General features: G+C 60.0%; 18 protein-coding genes. 5 read left to right on the top strand and 13 right to left on the bottom strand.

The window, feature by feature from the left end:
• Positions 1 to 23: 23 nt before the first annotated feature.
• From AC4BCN_RS05300 to tyrS, 6 genes are all read right to left on the bottom strand, one after another.
• Positions 24 to 257 (bottom strand): helix-turn-helix domain-containing protein, encoded by a 234-nt coding sequence (locus AC4BCN_RS05300; protein WP_008445162.1) that lies wholly within the window; start codon positions 255 to 257, stop codon positions 24 to 26.
• A gap of 191 nt (positions 258 to 448) precedes the next feature.
• Positions 449 to 1,489, bottom strand: a complete 1,041-nt coding sequence (gene dusB, locus AC4BCN_RS05295) for a tRNA dihydrouridine synthase DusB (RefSeq protein ID WP_139091736.1) — start codon at positions 1,487 to 1,489, stop codon at positions 449 to 451.
• 107 nt (positions 1,490 to 1,596) lie between these two features.
• Positions 1,597 to 2,241, bottom strand: coding sequence for a histidine phosphatase family protein (locus AC4BCN_RS05290; protein WP_139091737.1), 645 nt, complete (start codon positions 2,239 to 2,241; stop codon positions 1,597 to 1,599).
• A gap of 3 nt (positions 2,242 to 2,244) precedes the next feature.
• A complete protein-coding gene (locus AC4BCN_RS05285) occupies positions 2,245 to 2,877 on the bottom strand; it encodes a YbhB/YbcL family Raf kinase inhibitor-like protein (RefSeq protein ID WP_490492727.1) in 633 nt (210 codons plus the stop codon).
• 33 nt (positions 2,878 to 2,910) lie between these two features.
• Positions 2,911 to 3,357, bottom strand: a complete 447-nt coding sequence (gene dtd, locus AC4BCN_RS05280) for a D-aminoacyl-tRNA deacylase (protein ID WP_456129326.1) — start codon at positions 3,355 to 3,357, stop codon at positions 2,911 to 2,913.
• Complete coding sequence (gene tyrS, locus AC4BCN_RS05275; RefSeq protein ID WP_034749219.1) at positions 3,354 to 4,619, bottom strand: tyrosine--tRNA ligase; 1,266 nt, start codon at positions 4,617 to 4,619, stop codon at positions 3,354 to 3,356. The genes dtd and tyrS overlap by 4 nt, the downstream gene beginning before the upstream one ends.
• A gap of 154 nt (positions 4,620 to 4,773) precedes the next feature.
• Here tyrS and AC4BCN_RS05270 point away from each other — a divergent pair, with 154 nt between their 5' ends.
• Together AC4BCN_RS05270 and AC4BCN_RS05265 are read left to right on the top strand one after the other, a co-directional pair.
• The gene (locus AC4BCN_RS05270; protein WP_034749221.1) at positions 4,774 to 6,141 is read left to right on the top strand and encodes a M23 family metallopeptidase; all 1,368 of its coding nucleotides are present in this window, start codon (positions 4,774 to 4,776) and stop codon (positions 6,139 to 6,141) included.
• 121 nt (positions 6,142 to 6,262) lie between these two features.
• A complete protein-coding gene (locus AC4BCN_RS05265; RefSeq protein ID WP_490492726.1) occupies positions 6,263 to 7,357 on the top strand; it encodes an anhydro-N-acetylmuramic acid kinase in 1,095 nt (364 codons plus the stop codon).
• Between the two features lie 64 nt (positions 7,358 to 7,421).
• Here the strand turns inward: AC4BCN_RS05265 and erpA are convergent, their stop codons facing one another.
• The 5 genes from erpA to rplM all read right to left on the bottom strand — a co-directional run bounded on the left by erpA (position 7,422) and on the right by rplM (position 10,401).
• Positions 7,422 to 7,784, bottom strand: a complete 363-nt coding sequence (gene erpA / locus AC4BCN_RS05260) for an iron-sulfur cluster insertion protein ErpA (RefSeq protein ID WP_029496047.1) — start codon at positions 7,782 to 7,784, stop codon at positions 7,422 to 7,424.
• A gap of 98 nt (positions 7,785 to 7,882) precedes the next feature.
• A complete protein-coding gene (locus tag AC4BCN_RS05255) occupies positions 7,883 to 8,272 on the bottom strand; it encodes a bactofilin family protein (protein WP_034749532.1) in 390 nt (129 codons plus the stop codon).
• A gap of 90 nt (positions 8,273 to 8,362) precedes the next feature.
• Positions 8,363 to 9,400, bottom strand: coding sequence for an N-acetyl-gamma-glutamyl-phosphate reductase (argC, locus tag AC4BCN_RS05250; RefSeq protein WP_128141267.1), 1,038 nt, complete (start codon positions 9,398 to 9,400; stop codon positions 8,363 to 8,365).
• 170 nt (positions 9,401 to 9,570) lie between these two features.
• Positions 9,571 to 9,963: a 30S ribosomal protein S9 gene (rpsI, locus tag AC4BCN_RS05245; RefSeq protein WP_010393285.1), complete on the bottom strand. Its 393-nt coding sequence runs from the start codon at positions 9,961 to 9,963 to the stop codon at positions 9,571 to 9,573.
• 9 nt (positions 9,964 to 9,972) lie between these two features.
• Entirely contained in the window at positions 9,973 to 10,401 is a 429-nt protein-coding gene (gene rplM / locus AC4BCN_RS05240) for a 50S ribosomal protein L13 (protein WP_010393282.1), read from the bottom strand.
• Between the two features lie 225 nt (positions 10,402 to 10,626).
• Between rplM and AC4BCN_RS05235 the strand changes: the two genes are divergently transcribed.
• Positions 10,627 to 11,049: an OsmC family protein gene (locus tag AC4BCN_RS05235; RefSeq protein WP_077399527.1), complete on the top strand. Its 423-nt coding sequence runs from the start codon at positions 10,627 to 10,629 to the stop codon at positions 11,047 to 11,049.
• A gap of 116 nt (positions 11,050 to 11,165) precedes the next feature.
• Here AC4BCN_RS05235 and coq7 read toward each other — a convergent pair whose 3' ends face one another.
• Entirely contained in the window at positions 11,166 to 11,810 is a 645-nt protein-coding gene (coq7, locus tag AC4BCN_RS05230; protein WP_046683453.1) for a 2-polyprenyl-3-methyl-6-methoxy-1,4-benzoquinone monooxygenase, read from the bottom strand.
• An 85-nt stretch (positions 11,811 to 11,895) separates the two neighbouring features.
• A complete protein-coding gene (locus AC4BCN_RS05225; protein ID WP_139091743.1) occupies positions 11,896 to 12,327 on the bottom strand; it encodes a hypothetical protein in 432 nt (143 codons plus the stop codon).
• Positions 12,328 to 12,474: 147 nt separating this feature from the next.
• On the opposite strand from AC4BCN_RS05225, the gene AC4BCN_RS05220 reads away from it, so the two are divergent.
• Both AC4BCN_RS05220 and AC4BCN_RS05215 read left to right on the top strand, forming a co-directional pair.
• Positions 12,475 to 13,254 (top strand): ATP-binding cassette domain-containing protein, encoded by a 780-nt coding sequence (locus AC4BCN_RS05220; protein ID WP_128141266.1) that lies wholly within the window; start codon positions 12,475 to 12,477, stop codon positions 13,252 to 13,254.
• 3 nt (positions 13,255 to 13,257) lie between these two features.
• On the top strand, positions 13,258 to 14,454 hold the full coding sequence (locus AC4BCN_RS05215; protein WP_490492725.1) for an ABC transporter permease: 1,197 nt from the start codon (positions 13,258 to 13,260) through the stop codon (positions 14,452 to 14,454).
• Positions 14,455 to 14,550: the final 96 nt, after the last annotated feature.

Genomic DNA, 14,550 nt, shown 5'->3' with positions numbered 1-14,550 from the left:
TTGGCGTCACTTGCATGCCGGCATTACAGCAAACCGTGCTCCTGCAATTTCTTGCGCAGGGTATTGCGGTTGATGCCCAGCATCTGCGCGGCGTGCGACTGGTTGCCATCGGCGCGTGTCATCACGACTTCCAGGATGGGCTTTTCCACGGTCAACACGACCATGTCGTAGATATTCGATGCTTGCTGTTCGCCCAGGTCATTGAAGTAATCTTCTAGACTTTTCTGTACGACTTCCTGAATGCTTTCTTTGCTCATTTGTATGCTTCAACCGGCTGAACATCTGGCCATCCGGTGCCGCGTCGCTCATGCGGTCCGCGTGCTGCCCTCTTGCCTTGATGTTGTAATTAATATTGCATGACGCTCTGTATAGGCGCTCGCCCTTGTACTTCTTATCACTCTTGCTGATCACTATTGCTTATAACTTATACCACTGCCTTGCTATCTGCTCATGCTGCCGTGGCCGCTTCTATCAGGCCACTTTCACTGGATTCGGAGAGGCGGTATTGTAACCGTTCGCCAAATTTCCATTGCGACTCAAAAAATTGATCGACGGCCAGCAATTGCGCATCCGTCGACTCCAGCAAGTTCATTTGCTGGCGGAACGCTTCGCCGCCTTCCAGGTCCTTCACATACCAGCCAATGTGCTTGCGCGCCGTGCGCACGCCGAGAAATTCACCGTAAAACGCGTAATGGGCGCGCAAATGCTCGTCCATCAGGGTGCGCACTTCATCCACGTACGGCGCCGGCAGCAAGGTGCCGGTGCGCAGGAAATGGTCGATCTCGCGGCAAATCCACGGCCTGCCCTGCGCCGCACGGCCGATCATGACGGCATCGGCGCCCGTTTGATCGAGCACAAAGCGGGCCTTTTCCGGACTGGTAATGTCGCCATTGGCCACCACGGGGATGCCCACCGATGCTTTCACGGCGGCAATGGTTTCATATTCGGCATCGCCCTTGTAGCCATCGGCACGCGTGCGGCCGTGCAAGGTCAGCATCTGGATGCCGGCTTTCTCGGCGATGCGGGCGATGGTCAGGGCATTCTTGTTGGAACGGTTCCAGCCCGTGCGAAATTTCAGGGTGACGGGCACGTCAACGGCGTTGACGACGGCGTGCAATATCTTTTCGACCAGGCTTTCATCTTGCAACAGGGCCGAACCGCACCAGCTGTTGCACACCTTTTTCACGGGGCAACCCATGTTGATGTCGATGATCTGCGCGCCCCGGTCCACGTTGAACTTGGCGCAGTCGGCCAGGTCTTGCGGATCGGCACCGGCGATCTGCACGGCTTTCGGCTCCATTTCACCTTCATGGTCCGTGCGGCGCGCGCTTTTTTCCGTCGCCCACAGGCGCGGATTCGACGCCGCCATCTCCGACACGGCGTAGCCGGCACCCAACTGCTTGCACAACTGGCGGAAAGGCCGATCCGTCACGCCCGCCATGGGAGCGACGAAAACGTTATTGCGCAGAATGTGAGGGCCGATTTGCACTGAGGAACCTGGAATGGACGGAGGAACCTGCTATTTTAACCGATTCCCTGCCTATTTAATAAGCACTATTTTTTTAGCTCAGTGCGTCAGAGTGGCGATGAGGCCGCTTAGCCCAGCTCGTCCATCGCGGGCGCGCTCAGGTGCTCGATATTTCCCCAGTGCACTAAATGCAGCTTGCCGTCGGCGTAAGAAAAACGGTTGACGCTGGCATTTTTGACCTGGAAGTCGCGCGGACTGTCGAGCGTCATGCCAACCGCCTCGCGGTAAGCGCACTCGAGCACCCCGCCGTGGGCCACGATGGCGATCGTCTGGCCGTCATGCTGCTGCGCCCAGCGGGCGATGGCGCCGTTTGCGCGCGCATAGAACTGGCGGAAACTTTCGGCCTGGCGTTCGCCCGACGGCATCACGGCGTCGATCTGGCGCGATTGCCATTGCGCATACTCGTGCGGATAGCGCGCGGCGATGTCCGCATACAACAAGCCTTCGAAAGCGCCATAGCAGCGCTCGCGCAGCAAGGGGTCAGTCTGCACTGGCAGCTTGTTCACGTCGGCCACGGCTTGCGCCGTCTGCTGCGCGCGCTGCAGGTCGCTGGCGATGATGGCGGCCAGCGGTTCGTCCGCCAGCGCCTGCCCCAGCGCGGCCGCTTGCGCCAGGCCCGCCTCGTTCAAGGCGATGTCGATATGGCCCTGCAGGCGGCGGCCCGCATTCCAGGCCGTCTCGCCATGGCGTATCAATAAAATCGTGGTGCTCATGCGTTATTTCTTCAGAGTAAGTGCCAACTCGGGATTGAGCGAATAGGCGACGACGAGCTGGGCTTCGTCGAGGATGTGGCCGTACAAGGCGGCATGGGCTTGCTGTCCCGTGAAACGCTCGGGCAAAGCCAGCTGCGGCACGTCGAGCGCATACAGGCGGAAAATATAGTGGTGGATGCGCTCGTCATTCCACGGCGGGCACGGGCCGTCATAGCCGTAGTAATCGCCGACCATGGCGGCATCGCCGGCAAACCAGCCCGTGTAGTCGTTGATGCCCTGGCGCAGCCCAGAACCAGCAGCCTTGCCACGCGGCGTGATGCCGCTGGAAAATTCACCGGCGGCAATCACGCGCATGACTGATGGGAAATCGAGCAAGCTCCAGTGATAAAAGTCGCCGCGCAGCGCCGTCAGCGGCAGGGCCTGGTCATCGCGGTTGGCCAGGCTGGCGTCTTGCGGCGCATCGGGGTCGATGCAGAACAGGGCCAGCGACTCGGTGCCGTTGGGCACATCGTCCCAGGCCAGATGGGGATTGCGGTTGCCGGCGAGGCGCACGCGGCTGGCCGGATCGATCTCGGCAAAAGCATAGTAGGCCGGCATCAGGCCGCCATCACGAAACGTCTCGCTCCACAATTTCATCGCTTGCTCCTCTTTATAGTTATTGTTTGACGCTTATTTAGCGTTCACTTGCAGCCAGAATGTGACGGGGCCGTCATTGGTGAGCGACACCTGCATGTCGGCACCGAACTGCCCCGTTTGCACGCCTGCATGGCGGCTGCGCGCCTGGTCCACGAAATGCGTGAACAGGCGCAAGCCGTCCTGCGGCGCGGCGGCCGGCGTAAACGACGGGCGCGTGCCGGACTTGGTGTCGGCCGCCAGGGTAAACTGCGGCACCAGCAGCAAGCCGCCGGCCACGTCCGTCACGCTGCGGTTCATCTTGCCCGCCTCGTCGGCAAACACGCGATAGCCGAGCAACTTGGTCAGCAAGGCGTCCGCTTCCTTCTCCGTATCGCCCCGCTCGGCGCACACGAGCACCATCAGCCCGGCGTCGATGGCGCCGATGGTGGCGCCATCGACATCGACCTTGGCCTGCGTAACTCTCTGCAGCAGCGCGATCATGCCGTCAAGGTGACGCGCGCAAAGCTGCGCTTGCCAACTTGCAAGACGAACTGACCGGCTTCCACTTGCAGGCCCTTGTCGCTGATGACGGTGCCGTCGATGCGCACGCCGCCCTGGTCGATCTTGCGCATGGCTTCCGACGTGGATGGGCACAGACCGGCTTGCTTGAGCAATTGCGGGATGCCCAGCGGTGCGCCAGCGAGACTCACTTCCGGGATATCGTCGGGGATGCCGCCCTTCGAGCGGTTGACGAAGTCGGCCAGCGCATCTTCGGCCGCCTGCTGCGAGTGGAAGCGGGCGACGATCTCTTGCGCCAGCGCAACCTTGGCGTCACGCGGGTTGCGGCCTTCCTCGACTTCGCGCTTCAGCTGGGCCAGTTCGGCGATCGAGCGCCACGACAGCAGCTCGTAGTAACGCCACATCATGACGTCGGAAATGCTCATCAGCTTGGCGAACATGGTGTTGCCCGGTTCCGTGATGCCGATGTAGTTATTCTTCGACTTGGACATTTTTTCCACGCCGTCCAAACCTTCCAGCAGCGGCATGGTCAAAATACACTGCTGCTCCTGTCCGTACTGCTTTTGCAGTTCACGGCCCACCAGCAGGTTGAACTTCTGGTCCGTGCCGCCCAGTTCCAGGTCTGATTTCAGGGCCACCGAGTCGTAACCTTGCATCAGCGGGTACAGGAATTCATGGACGGAAATAGGAATGCCGCCCTGGAAGCGCTTGGTGAAGTCGTCGCGCTCGATCATGCGCGCCACCGTGTAGTGGGAAGCGAGCTGGATGATGCCGCGCGCGCCCAGCGGATCGCACCACTCGGAGTTATAGCGAATTTCAGTCTTGCTGGCGTCCAGCACTAAAGATGCTTGCGCGAAATACGTCATCGCGTTAATCTCGATCTGTTCCTTGGTCAGCGGCGGGCGCGTGACGTTGCGGCCCGAAGGGTCGCCGATCATGGACGTGAAGTCGCCAATGAGGAAAATGACTTGATGGCCGAGGTTTTGCAGCTGGCGCATCTTGTTCAGGACGACAGTGTGACCCAGATGCAAGTCGGGTGCGGTCGGGTCCAGGCCCAGTTTGATGCGCAGCGGAACACCGGTTTTCTCGGAGCGTGCTAATTTTTGCGCAAATTCGCTTTCGATCAATAGTTCGTCGACGCCACGCTTGGTAATCGCGAGGGCTTCTTGTACTCTGTCAGACAGCGGAAGCGCGGTCTGAGCGGCGTTAGCCTTTGTAGGCGATGCGGTGGTGTTGATTTCCATAAAATTTGACTGTAGATCTCAAAATGGTAGTAGGTTTGCGGAGTTTGTTATAATGCTCGATCCCATCAATCTTGCCGTATGAAAACGAATCAAAATAACAATAACAAAGAGCGCTAGCTCAGGTCACGTTCAAGGGCAAATTTTAACTGATTGCATGAACCCTATACATAAAATCACAGGCTCACGCTTGTACACACAGCTGACGACGACCCGCAAGGCACGCATTATTGGTGCGTCCGCGGTGCTGCTCGCCGTGGCCGCCTTCGGCGCGGTCGCTGTGTCGCCCATGGCACCCGACGCGTCGGACTTGCCGGTCACGTCCATCGCCCAAAACCTGGAAATGCCTGATCTCGCCTCGCAAATTTCCGCGATGGAACAGGTAGACCAGAATTTCACCCACGAAGAAAAAGTCCGCGCTGGCGATACCCTCGCCACCCTGCTGACCCGTCTCGGCGTGGATGATCAGGCGGCCGCCAATTTCATTAAAACCGACAAGATCGCGCGCGGCGTGATGTTGCTGAAATCGGGCAAGCGCGTGCAAGCGCAAACGACCGAAAACGGCGACCTCAACTGGATGCGCGCCACTCTCGTCGACGGCACGGACAAATCGGTCAAGAACATCCTGATCACCCGCAAGGGCGACAAGTTCGTGGCCACGGAAGTGGCAGCCCAGCTGGAACGCCGCGTTGAAATGCACGCGCGCAAGATTACTTCCACCCTGTTCGCCGCCACCGACTCCAGCCTGGACGGCACCCGCCTGCCAGACTCGATTTCCGCGCAAATCGTGGAAATGTTCTCCACCAATATCGACTTCCGCTCCGACCTGAAACGCGGCGACTCGTTCAATGTTGTCTACGAAACATTCTGGCAAGATGGCGAATTCGTCCGAGCGGGCCGCATCCTGGCCGGTGAATTCACCAACCGCGGCACGACTTACCAGTCCGTTTGGTTCGAAGACCCAGCCAGCAAGCAAGGCGGCGGTTACTACAGTTTCGACGGCAAGTCCCTCAAAAAAGCCTTCCTGAAATCCCCCCTCGAATTCTCCCGCATCTCGTCCGGCTTCTCCATGCGCGTGCACCCGATTTCCGGCAACTGGAAAGCGCACAAGGGCATCGATTTCGCTGCAGCAACGGGTACGCCTATCCGCGCTTCGGGCGATGGCGTGGTCGACTCCGTCGGCAGCCAAAACGGCTATGGCAATGTTGTTGTCCTGAAACACTGGGCCAACTACAGCACCGCCTACGCCCACATGAGCCGCTTCGCTTCGGGCCTGAAAAAAGGTCAAAAAGTCAGCCAGGGCGATGTGATCGGCTACGTCGGCACCACCGGCTGGTCCACGGGTGCCCATTTGCACTATGAATTCCGCGTCGGCGGCGTGGCACAAGATCCAAGCAAGCTGAATGTACAAGCCCAGGCGCCATTGACGGCCGCCGAGCTGAGCCGCTTCCGCATGGTATCGGCCGACATGATGCACCGCTTCACCCTGCTGCGTCCGAACGACACGGCACTGGCTTCGCGCTAAGCAACACTGCCTTCGGGCAATATATAAAGGCACCGCCCATGCAGATGGCCGGTGCCTTTGTTTTTTGAACAGGAAAATGCGGCACAATGCACCCCATCACTTACGCACTCAAGGAAAACCCATGCTGTATATCGGCCTGATGTCTGGCACCAGCCTCGATGGCGTTGACGGCGCGCTGGTCGACTTTTCCGACGATGGCGGCACACGCAGCCTGGGCGACGTCTACATTCCCTTTCCCGCCAGCCTGCGCGACGACCTGATGGCCTTGCAAAGTGCCGGCCAGAATGAAATCGAACGCGAAGCGCTGGCGGCAAACCAGCTCGTGCGCCATTACGCCGACTGCGTCGCTATGCTCCTGAACAATGCGGGCATCGGCCCGGACGCCATCGCCGCCATCGGCGCACATGGCCAGACCATTCGCCACCGCCCCGAGCTGGGTTTTACGCGCCAGTTGAACAACCCGGCTCTGCTGGCTGAACTGACGGGCATCGACGTCATCGCCGACTTGCGCAGCCGCGACGTGGCGGCCGGTGGCCAGGGCGCGCCGCTGGTGCCCGCTTTTCACCAAGCCATTTTCAATGTGCCCGGCCACACGCGCGTGCTGGCCAATATCGGCGGCATCAGCAATATCAGCGTGCTGCACGCAGACGGCACGGTGACGGGCTACGACACGGGCCCCGGCAATGCGCTGATGGATGGCTGGGTCTTGCGGCACCAGGGCCAACCCTACGACGCCAATGGCGCCTGGGCCGCCACGGGCCAGGTCATCCCCGGCTTGCTGGCAGACTTGCTCAATGAACCATATTTTGACTTGCCGGCGCCGAAAAGTACGGGCCGCGACCTGTTCCATGCCGACTGGTTGCAGGACAAGCTGAGCAACTATCCGCAAGCCAATCCTGCCGACGTGCAGGCGACCCTGACACAGCTGACGGCCGCCAGCCTGGCGCACGCCATCCTACGCGACGGTGCGCAGGCGGAAACGGTATATGTGTGTGGCGGTGGCGCGCAGAACGCCAGCCTGATGGCGGCGCTGGCCCGAACATTGCCGGGCATGGCAGTGGAATCGACGGCAGCGCTGGGCGTGGCACCCAGTCAGGTCGAGGCGCTGGCCTTTGCCTGGCTGGCCTGGCGCTTTACGCAGCGCAAGCCGGGCAATCTGCCGGCCGTGACGGGAGCGCAGGGGCTGAGGGTACTGGGCGCCTTATACCCGAGCTAAGCGGGCACAGAAACACAAATAGCGGATCGATGATCCGCTATTTTTACTTGCCCAGTTTAGTACTTTAAACGGAGAAAGACGAACCGCAACCGCAGGTCGACGTGGCTGTCGGGTTTTTAATCACGAACTGCGCGCCTTCCAGGTCATCCTTGTAGTCGATTTCCGCGCCGACCAGGTACTGGTAGCTCATGGAATCGATCAACAGCTGGACGCCGTTCTTGACCATGGTGGTGTCATCTTCGTTGACGATTTCGTCGAAGGTGAAGCCATACTGGAAACCGGAGCAGCCGCCGCCCTGCACGAAGACGCGCAATTTCAGGTCGGGATTGCCTTCTTCTTCGATCAGCTGCGCGACTTTTTCAGCGGCGCTATCGGTAAAGATAATAGGGGAAGGGATCACATCTTGCATTTCAGCGACGGCATTCATATCAGGCACTCCTACTAGAAAACATTAAGTCATTATAGACTGTTGGCGCAAGTCGCGCTGCGGCCGCCGCTGATGCGGCTGGACGGTGTTGTTCCTGCTCACATTTCCGACACGGCCAGGTGCAGCACGGGGTCGGCGCTGTCGTGCCGGCTCAGCTTGCCTTGCACCAATGCACCGCTGTGCATTTCCAGCACCTTGTAATAGACCTCTCCTACAATGCGGGCTTTTGGCTGGATTTCAAGCATTTCGGACACATACACGGGGCCATTGATCTCGCCGCTGACGACCAGACTCGAGCAGCGCACTTCGCCATCGATGCGGCCCGCCTCGCCCAGCACTATATACGTGGGCTCGCCCGGCTCGCCCGTGACGTTGCCGCGCACATGGCCATCGATGCGCAAGCCGCCGCAAAACAGCAAGTCGCCCTCGATCCGCGTGGAAGCGCCGATCAAGGTATCGATGGGATTTTTCGCGTTGCGCTCGAACATGAACGTCATCCTGTCGGGGTAGGTGGCAGTCCAATTTATCACAGGTCCGGCAAAAAGGCGCCGGACCCGCGCAAGCACAGTCGCCTATCGTTACGGCATCACGGCGATGTGTTGCAAACCGGCCGTTTCTTTCAAGCCAAACATCAAGTTCATGCACTGCACGGCCTGGCCCGATGCGCCCTTGACCAGGTTGTCCTGCACCACCAGCACGATGACGGTATTGCCGCCTTCGGGACGGTGCAAGGCCAGGCGCAGCATGTTCGAGCCGCGCGTAGAACGGGTTTCCGGGTGCGAGCCGAATGGCATGACGTCGACGAAAGGCTCATCCTTGTATTGCTCTTCGAACAAGGCTTGCAATTCGTCATTGCTGACATCCTTGTTCAGCTGCGCGTATAGGGTCGAATGCATGCCGCGGATCATCGGCACCAGGTGCGGCGTGAAGGTCAGCGCCACTTTCTCATCCGTGAAACGCTGCAGTTGCGCCGTCGTTTCCGGCAGGTGGCGGTGACCGGCCACGCCGTAGGCCTTGAAACTGTCGCTGCTTTCCGAGAACAGGATGCCGATTTCCGCCTTGCGGCCGGCGCCGGACACGCCCGACTTGCAGTCGGCGATCAGGCTGCCCGCGTTGACCAGGCCAGCTTTCAGCAGCGGGTAAAAGCCCAGCTGCATGGTGGTCGGGTAGCAACCGGGGTTGGCGATCAGCTTGGCTTGCTTGATGTCTTCGCGGTTCAGTTCCGGCAAGCCGTACACGGCCTGTTCGATCAGTTCAGGGGCCGTGTGGGGAATCTTGTACCACTGCTCGAACTTGGCCTGGTCTTTCAGGCGGAAGTCGGCGGCCAGGTCGATCACTTTCACGCCGGCGGCCAGCAGGGCTGGTGCTTGCGCCATGGCAACACCATGCGGGGTGGCAAAGAAGACCACGTCGCACTGTTCCAGGTTGGCCTTGTCCGGCGAGGAAAACGCCAGTTTGACATGGCCGCGCAGGGAAGGATACATGTCAGCAACGGGCAAGCCATCTTCCTTGCGCGAGGTAATCGCCGTCAACTCGACATCTGGATGGGTAGCGAGCAAGCGCAGCAATTCCACGCCCGTGTATCCAGTGCCGCCGACGATGCCAACTTTGATCATGTTCTTTCCTTGTGTATAGATTGCATAAAGATGAGGGGGAACGCTACCCCTGGGGGTTTTCCGCGTATTTTACAGCGCAACGCAGAGTCACGCTGAAATGCAAAAAAGCCGCGGGACCAAAGTCCAGCGGCTTTTCGACCAGCACCCCGGAAGGTGCTGTAGCGTAGAAATTAACGCTTCGAGAATTGCTTTGCGCGACGTGCTTTGCGCAGACCAACTTTTTTACGCTCGACTTCACGTGCATCGCGGGTAACGAAGCCGGCTTTCGCCAGTTCCGGTTTCAACGCTGCATCGTAGTCGATCAGAGCGCGGGTGATGCCGTGACGAACTGCACCAGCCTGGCCCGACTCACCGCCGCCATGGACGTTGACTTTGATGTCGAAACGCTCGACATTGCCGGTCAGTTCCAGTGGTTGACGGATGACCATCAGACCCGTTTCGCGCGAAAAGTATTCGTTTGCTGGTTTGCCGTTAACAACGATCAAGCCTGTGCCAACTTTGATAAAAACCCGAGCCACTGCACTTTTGCGACGGCCGGTTCCATAATTGTAATTACCGATCATGTCAGTTCCTTAGAGAACAAGTGCTTTAGGTTGCTGAGCAGCGTGCGGATGGGAACCTTCCGCGTACACTTTCAGCTTCTTGATCATTGCGTAGCCGAGTGGGCCTTTAGGCAGCATGCCTTTGACCGCTTTCTCAAGCGCGCGACCTGGAAAACGCTGTTGCATTTTCTGGAAGTTGGTTTCGTAGATGCCGCCTGGATAGCCAGAGTGACGGTAGTAAATTTTCTCAGTAGCTTTGGTACCGGTCACACGCAGTTTGCCTGCGTTGATGACGACGATAAAGTCGCCGGTATCGACGTGAGGAGTAAATTCTGGTTTGTGTTTGCCGCGCAGTCGGAGTGCCACTTCGCTGGCAACACGTCCGAGGACTTTGTCCGTCGCGTCAACCACGAACCAATCGCGCTGGACTTCATGTCCTTTAGCGGAAAATGTTTTCATGTTGACTTCCTAATAGATTACACGCTCAAATGGTGGTTCCGACGATATTGCTGTTCGGACTCTGCCTTATTTACTTTTCCTGAGCGAACGGAAAGCCGACAAGTATAAGCGGCTTTGCCTTGCCGCGTCAAGCCGCAATCGAGGCCGGCTGCGGCCCGGCGGGCGGCACATGGACAGGCATTCCTCTATTACAATACAAAACGCTTACAATTTTCGGAGAGTACGATGGAATGCAAAGTCAGCTGGAATGGCCCGTCGGGCATGAGTTTTCGGGCAGAAACGGGTTCCGGCCACCTGGTGACCATGGATGGCGCGCCCGATGGCGGCGGCCACAACCTGGCGCCGCGCCCCATGGAAATGGTCTTGCTGGGCACGGGCGGCTGCACCGCCTATGATGTGGTGCTGATCCTGAAACGGGGGCGCGAAGCCGTCAGTGGCTGCGAAGTGACCCTGAAGGCCGAGCGCGCCGACACCGATCCGAAAGTCTTTACCAAGATCCACTTTCACTTCACGGTGCGGGGCAAGGCCCTGAAACCGACCGCTGTGGAGCGGGCTGTAGCCTTGTCGCATGACAAATATTGCTCGGCGTCAATCATGCTGGCGAAAACGGCGGAGATTACGCATTCCTTTGAAATCATCGAGGAATGATGTAGGTCGGATTAGCGGGGCAAGCCCCGCGTAATCCGACGACACTACCGGCGCCAACAATGTTGTCGGCTTACGATCTGCAGAAGTATCAGATGTACCCGATATACGCAGAAGTATCAGATGTAATACGCGGTTTTTGTCATCACTTTGCCCATCAACCCCATCAGCGCCTTCACGGGCGCCGGGGTGTCGATGGCGCCCAGTCGCTGGGCGGCGGCGCCGTGTTCCACTTCGTCGATGGCCATTTGCTTGACGATGGCGCGCGACTTGGCGTCCTGCGGCGGTAATTCCTCCAGGTGGCTGGCCAGGTGCGCTTCCACCTGGCGTTCCGTTTCCACCACAAAACCCAGGCTGCGGCCGTCGCCCATGCGCGCGGCGATGGTGCCCAGCGCAAACGAACCGGCGTACCACAGGGGATTGAGCAGGCTCAGACGCGAGCCCAGCTCCGTCAGGCGCTGCGCCGTCCAGGCCAGGTGGTCTTCCTCTTCGCGTCCCGCTTCGTCGAACTGGGCGCGGATGGCCGGGCTGTGCGCGTAGCGCGCCTGCGAGTTGTACAGGGCTTGCGCGCACACTTCTCCCACATGGTTGACGCGCATCAAGCCGGCGCTGTGGCGCTGTTCGGCCGGGCTCAGTTCCGCATCGGGCGCATGCGCGGCTGGCGTGGGGCGCGAGGCCGAGGCCACGCCCGCCATGACGCGCAAGGCCTTGTCGGCGCCAACAATCAAACGATCCAGGGGGTCAAAATGGCGGTTTGCGGTCATCGTGGCTATTCATGTCAGGGAAAACATGAATTATAGGACGATAGCGGCCGGCCGTCCCCACGCCGCGCGCAGGGGGATCGGGGCTTTATTGACTTGTGCGCGCTTTTTCCTGCTCGATCCAGTCCACCACGGGGCCGACGGCGTCCAGGCCGGACAGGCTTTTCGCCACGCCCAGATTCAGTGAAATCAGGAAGGAAATACTGTCGACGGGGATGTCCGGGCAGTGCTGGGCAAACGCGGCAAGGAAACGCTCCGATTGCAGCACGCGCAATACTTTCTCGCCGCTCATGAATTGCAGCACGCTGGCGATGCTGTGCCCCCCACCTATCGAGTGGTAGATAAAACGGTTGTACTTCGCGTCGATCTGCTTGAAATCGAGCGTTTCCTCCGTCATCAGGCCGGCCAGGTAGTACAGCCCCAGGCTGACGCGGAAGAAACCGATGGCTTCGGCACTGGTCATGCCGGCGCGGGCCACGGCCAGTACCTTGTCCTGCATTGCCTGATCGATCGTTTGCATTGCGCTCTCCCGCGCCGTCCGCGGCGCCCACCGGGCCAGCTTGCATGAAGATGCTGTTTTTTTCAATAGACCAAACGATATTTCCACCTTGCAAGTTACATTTTTTGCATGCTACTCTCGTTCTTCACCATTGAATGGATGATGCACATGATTGAGGTCAAACACCTGGCAAAACGTTTCCGCATGCCGCCCCACAAGGGCAAGGGCGTGCACGTCAGCGATCCGCGCGAACACGAGGGCTGGTTCCACGCCGTGCGCGACGTCAGTTTCAGCTGCGCCCCGGGCGAAGTGCTGGGCCTGCTGGGACCGAATGGTGCCGGCAAGACGACCACCCTGCGTCTGCTGTCGACGGCCTTGCAGGCGGACGCGGGCAGCGCCCTCGTCAACGGCGTCGATGTCTTGCAGCAACCGCTGGTGGCGCGCCAGAGCATCGGCTTCCTGTCCGGTTCGACGGGCTTGTACGGCCGCCTGACGGCGCGCGAGAACGTGGAATACTTTGGCCGCCTGCATGGCATGCCGGCCGACAAGCTGAAACGCCGCTGCGACGAGCTGTTTTCCCTGCTGCAAATGGAAGAGTATGGCAGCAAGCGGGCCGATCAGCTGTCGACGGGCATGAAACAGAAGTGCGCGATCGCCCGCACCGTCGTGCACGAGCCGCAGGTGGTGATCCTCGACGAGCCGACGACGGGCCTCGACGTAATGTCGGCCAAGATCCTGCTCGACTTCATCGCCAGCTACAAGGCGCTGCGCGTGCCGCTGATCTTTTCCACGCACCACCTGCACGAGGTGGAAAAGCTGTGCGACCGCGTCTGCATCATCAACCGCGGCACCACCGCCTTCAATGGCACGGTCAACGAACTGCGCCACCTGGGCGGCAGCGCGGACTTGTACGACGCCTTTGTCAGCGTCATCAACCAGGGAGCCTGAGCCATGTGGACCATTTATCTGAAAGAGTTGCTGGAACTCACGCGCGACCGCAAGACGCTGATCTTCACCATCCTCATCCCCATCTTTGCCATGCCGCTGATCTTTGGCGGCTTCGCTTATGTTTCCAGCAATATGTTCAAGAACGCGAAAACGGCGGAAATGCGCTATGCGCTGTTCGGCAAGGACCATTCACCGGGCTTGAGCGCGCGTTTTGCGCAGCAGCACAACCTGCGCGAAGTGCCGCTGGCCAGCGAGGGCGACATCCGCCGCGCCATCGGCGACGACAGCATCAAGTTCGCCGTCGTCATCCCGCCCCGGTTTGAAGAAGCGCTGAAGCAACAGCAGCAAGCCAAGGTCACCCTGCATTACAACAGCGCCAGCACGGTCGACGTGACCCAGCAGCGGGTGCGCGAGATCGTCGAGGCCTACAACGCCAGCCTGCGCGAAAGCGCGCTGTCGGCCCTGAACCTGAGCCCGGCCCAGCTGGCCTTTGCCCTGCACCCCATCGTGCTCGACAAGCAATCGACGGCCAACGAGCGCGAGCAGATGGGCGCCATCGTCGGCGGCATGCTGCCATACCTGCTGCTGATGGTGTGCCTGACGGCGGCCATGTACCCGGCCATCGACCTGGGCGCGGGCGAAAAGGAGCGGGGCACCCTGGAAACCCTGCTGCTGGCCCCCGTGCCGCGCAGCGCCATCGTGGTGGCCAAGTTCCTCGTGCTGTTTACCGTCGGCATGACCTCGGCCGTGCTGATGGTGGGCAGCATGGGCGCCCTGCTGGCCATCTTCGGCAGTTCACTCGAAGGCAACATGGCCGTCATGGTGCGCAGCATCGGCTTGCCCGACCTGGCCATGGTGACCCTGATGCTGGTGCCGACGGCCGCCATCTTCGCCTCGCTGCTGCTGTCGATCTCGATCTACGCGAAAAGCTACAAGGAAGCGGCCGGCATGATCACGCCGCTGATGCTGTTCGTCATCCTGCCCACGGTGGCGGCCATGTTGCCCGGCGTCGAGCTGAACTGGATATGGGCCATGGTGCCGCTGACGAATGTGTCGCTGGCGATGAAGGAACTGGTCAAGGGCACCATGGATTACCGCATGTTCGGCGTGATCCTGGCGTCGACCACGGTGATCGCGGGCGCGCTCTTGATGCTGTGCCGCTGGTGGTTCAATCGCGAATCGGTGTTATTCCGGAATTAAACTTGCGCCCAATGCTTGCGGCGGGGCACCATCCACCCCGCCCGGCTGCACTCTGGGCACGCGAAAATGCCGTGTATCGCATGCAACTGCCCAGTA

The sequence above is a fragment of the Janthinobacterium sp. Bl 1 genome, from assembly GCF_058215535.1.
This window is presented reverse-complemented; position numbering and strand designations above follow the sequence as displayed.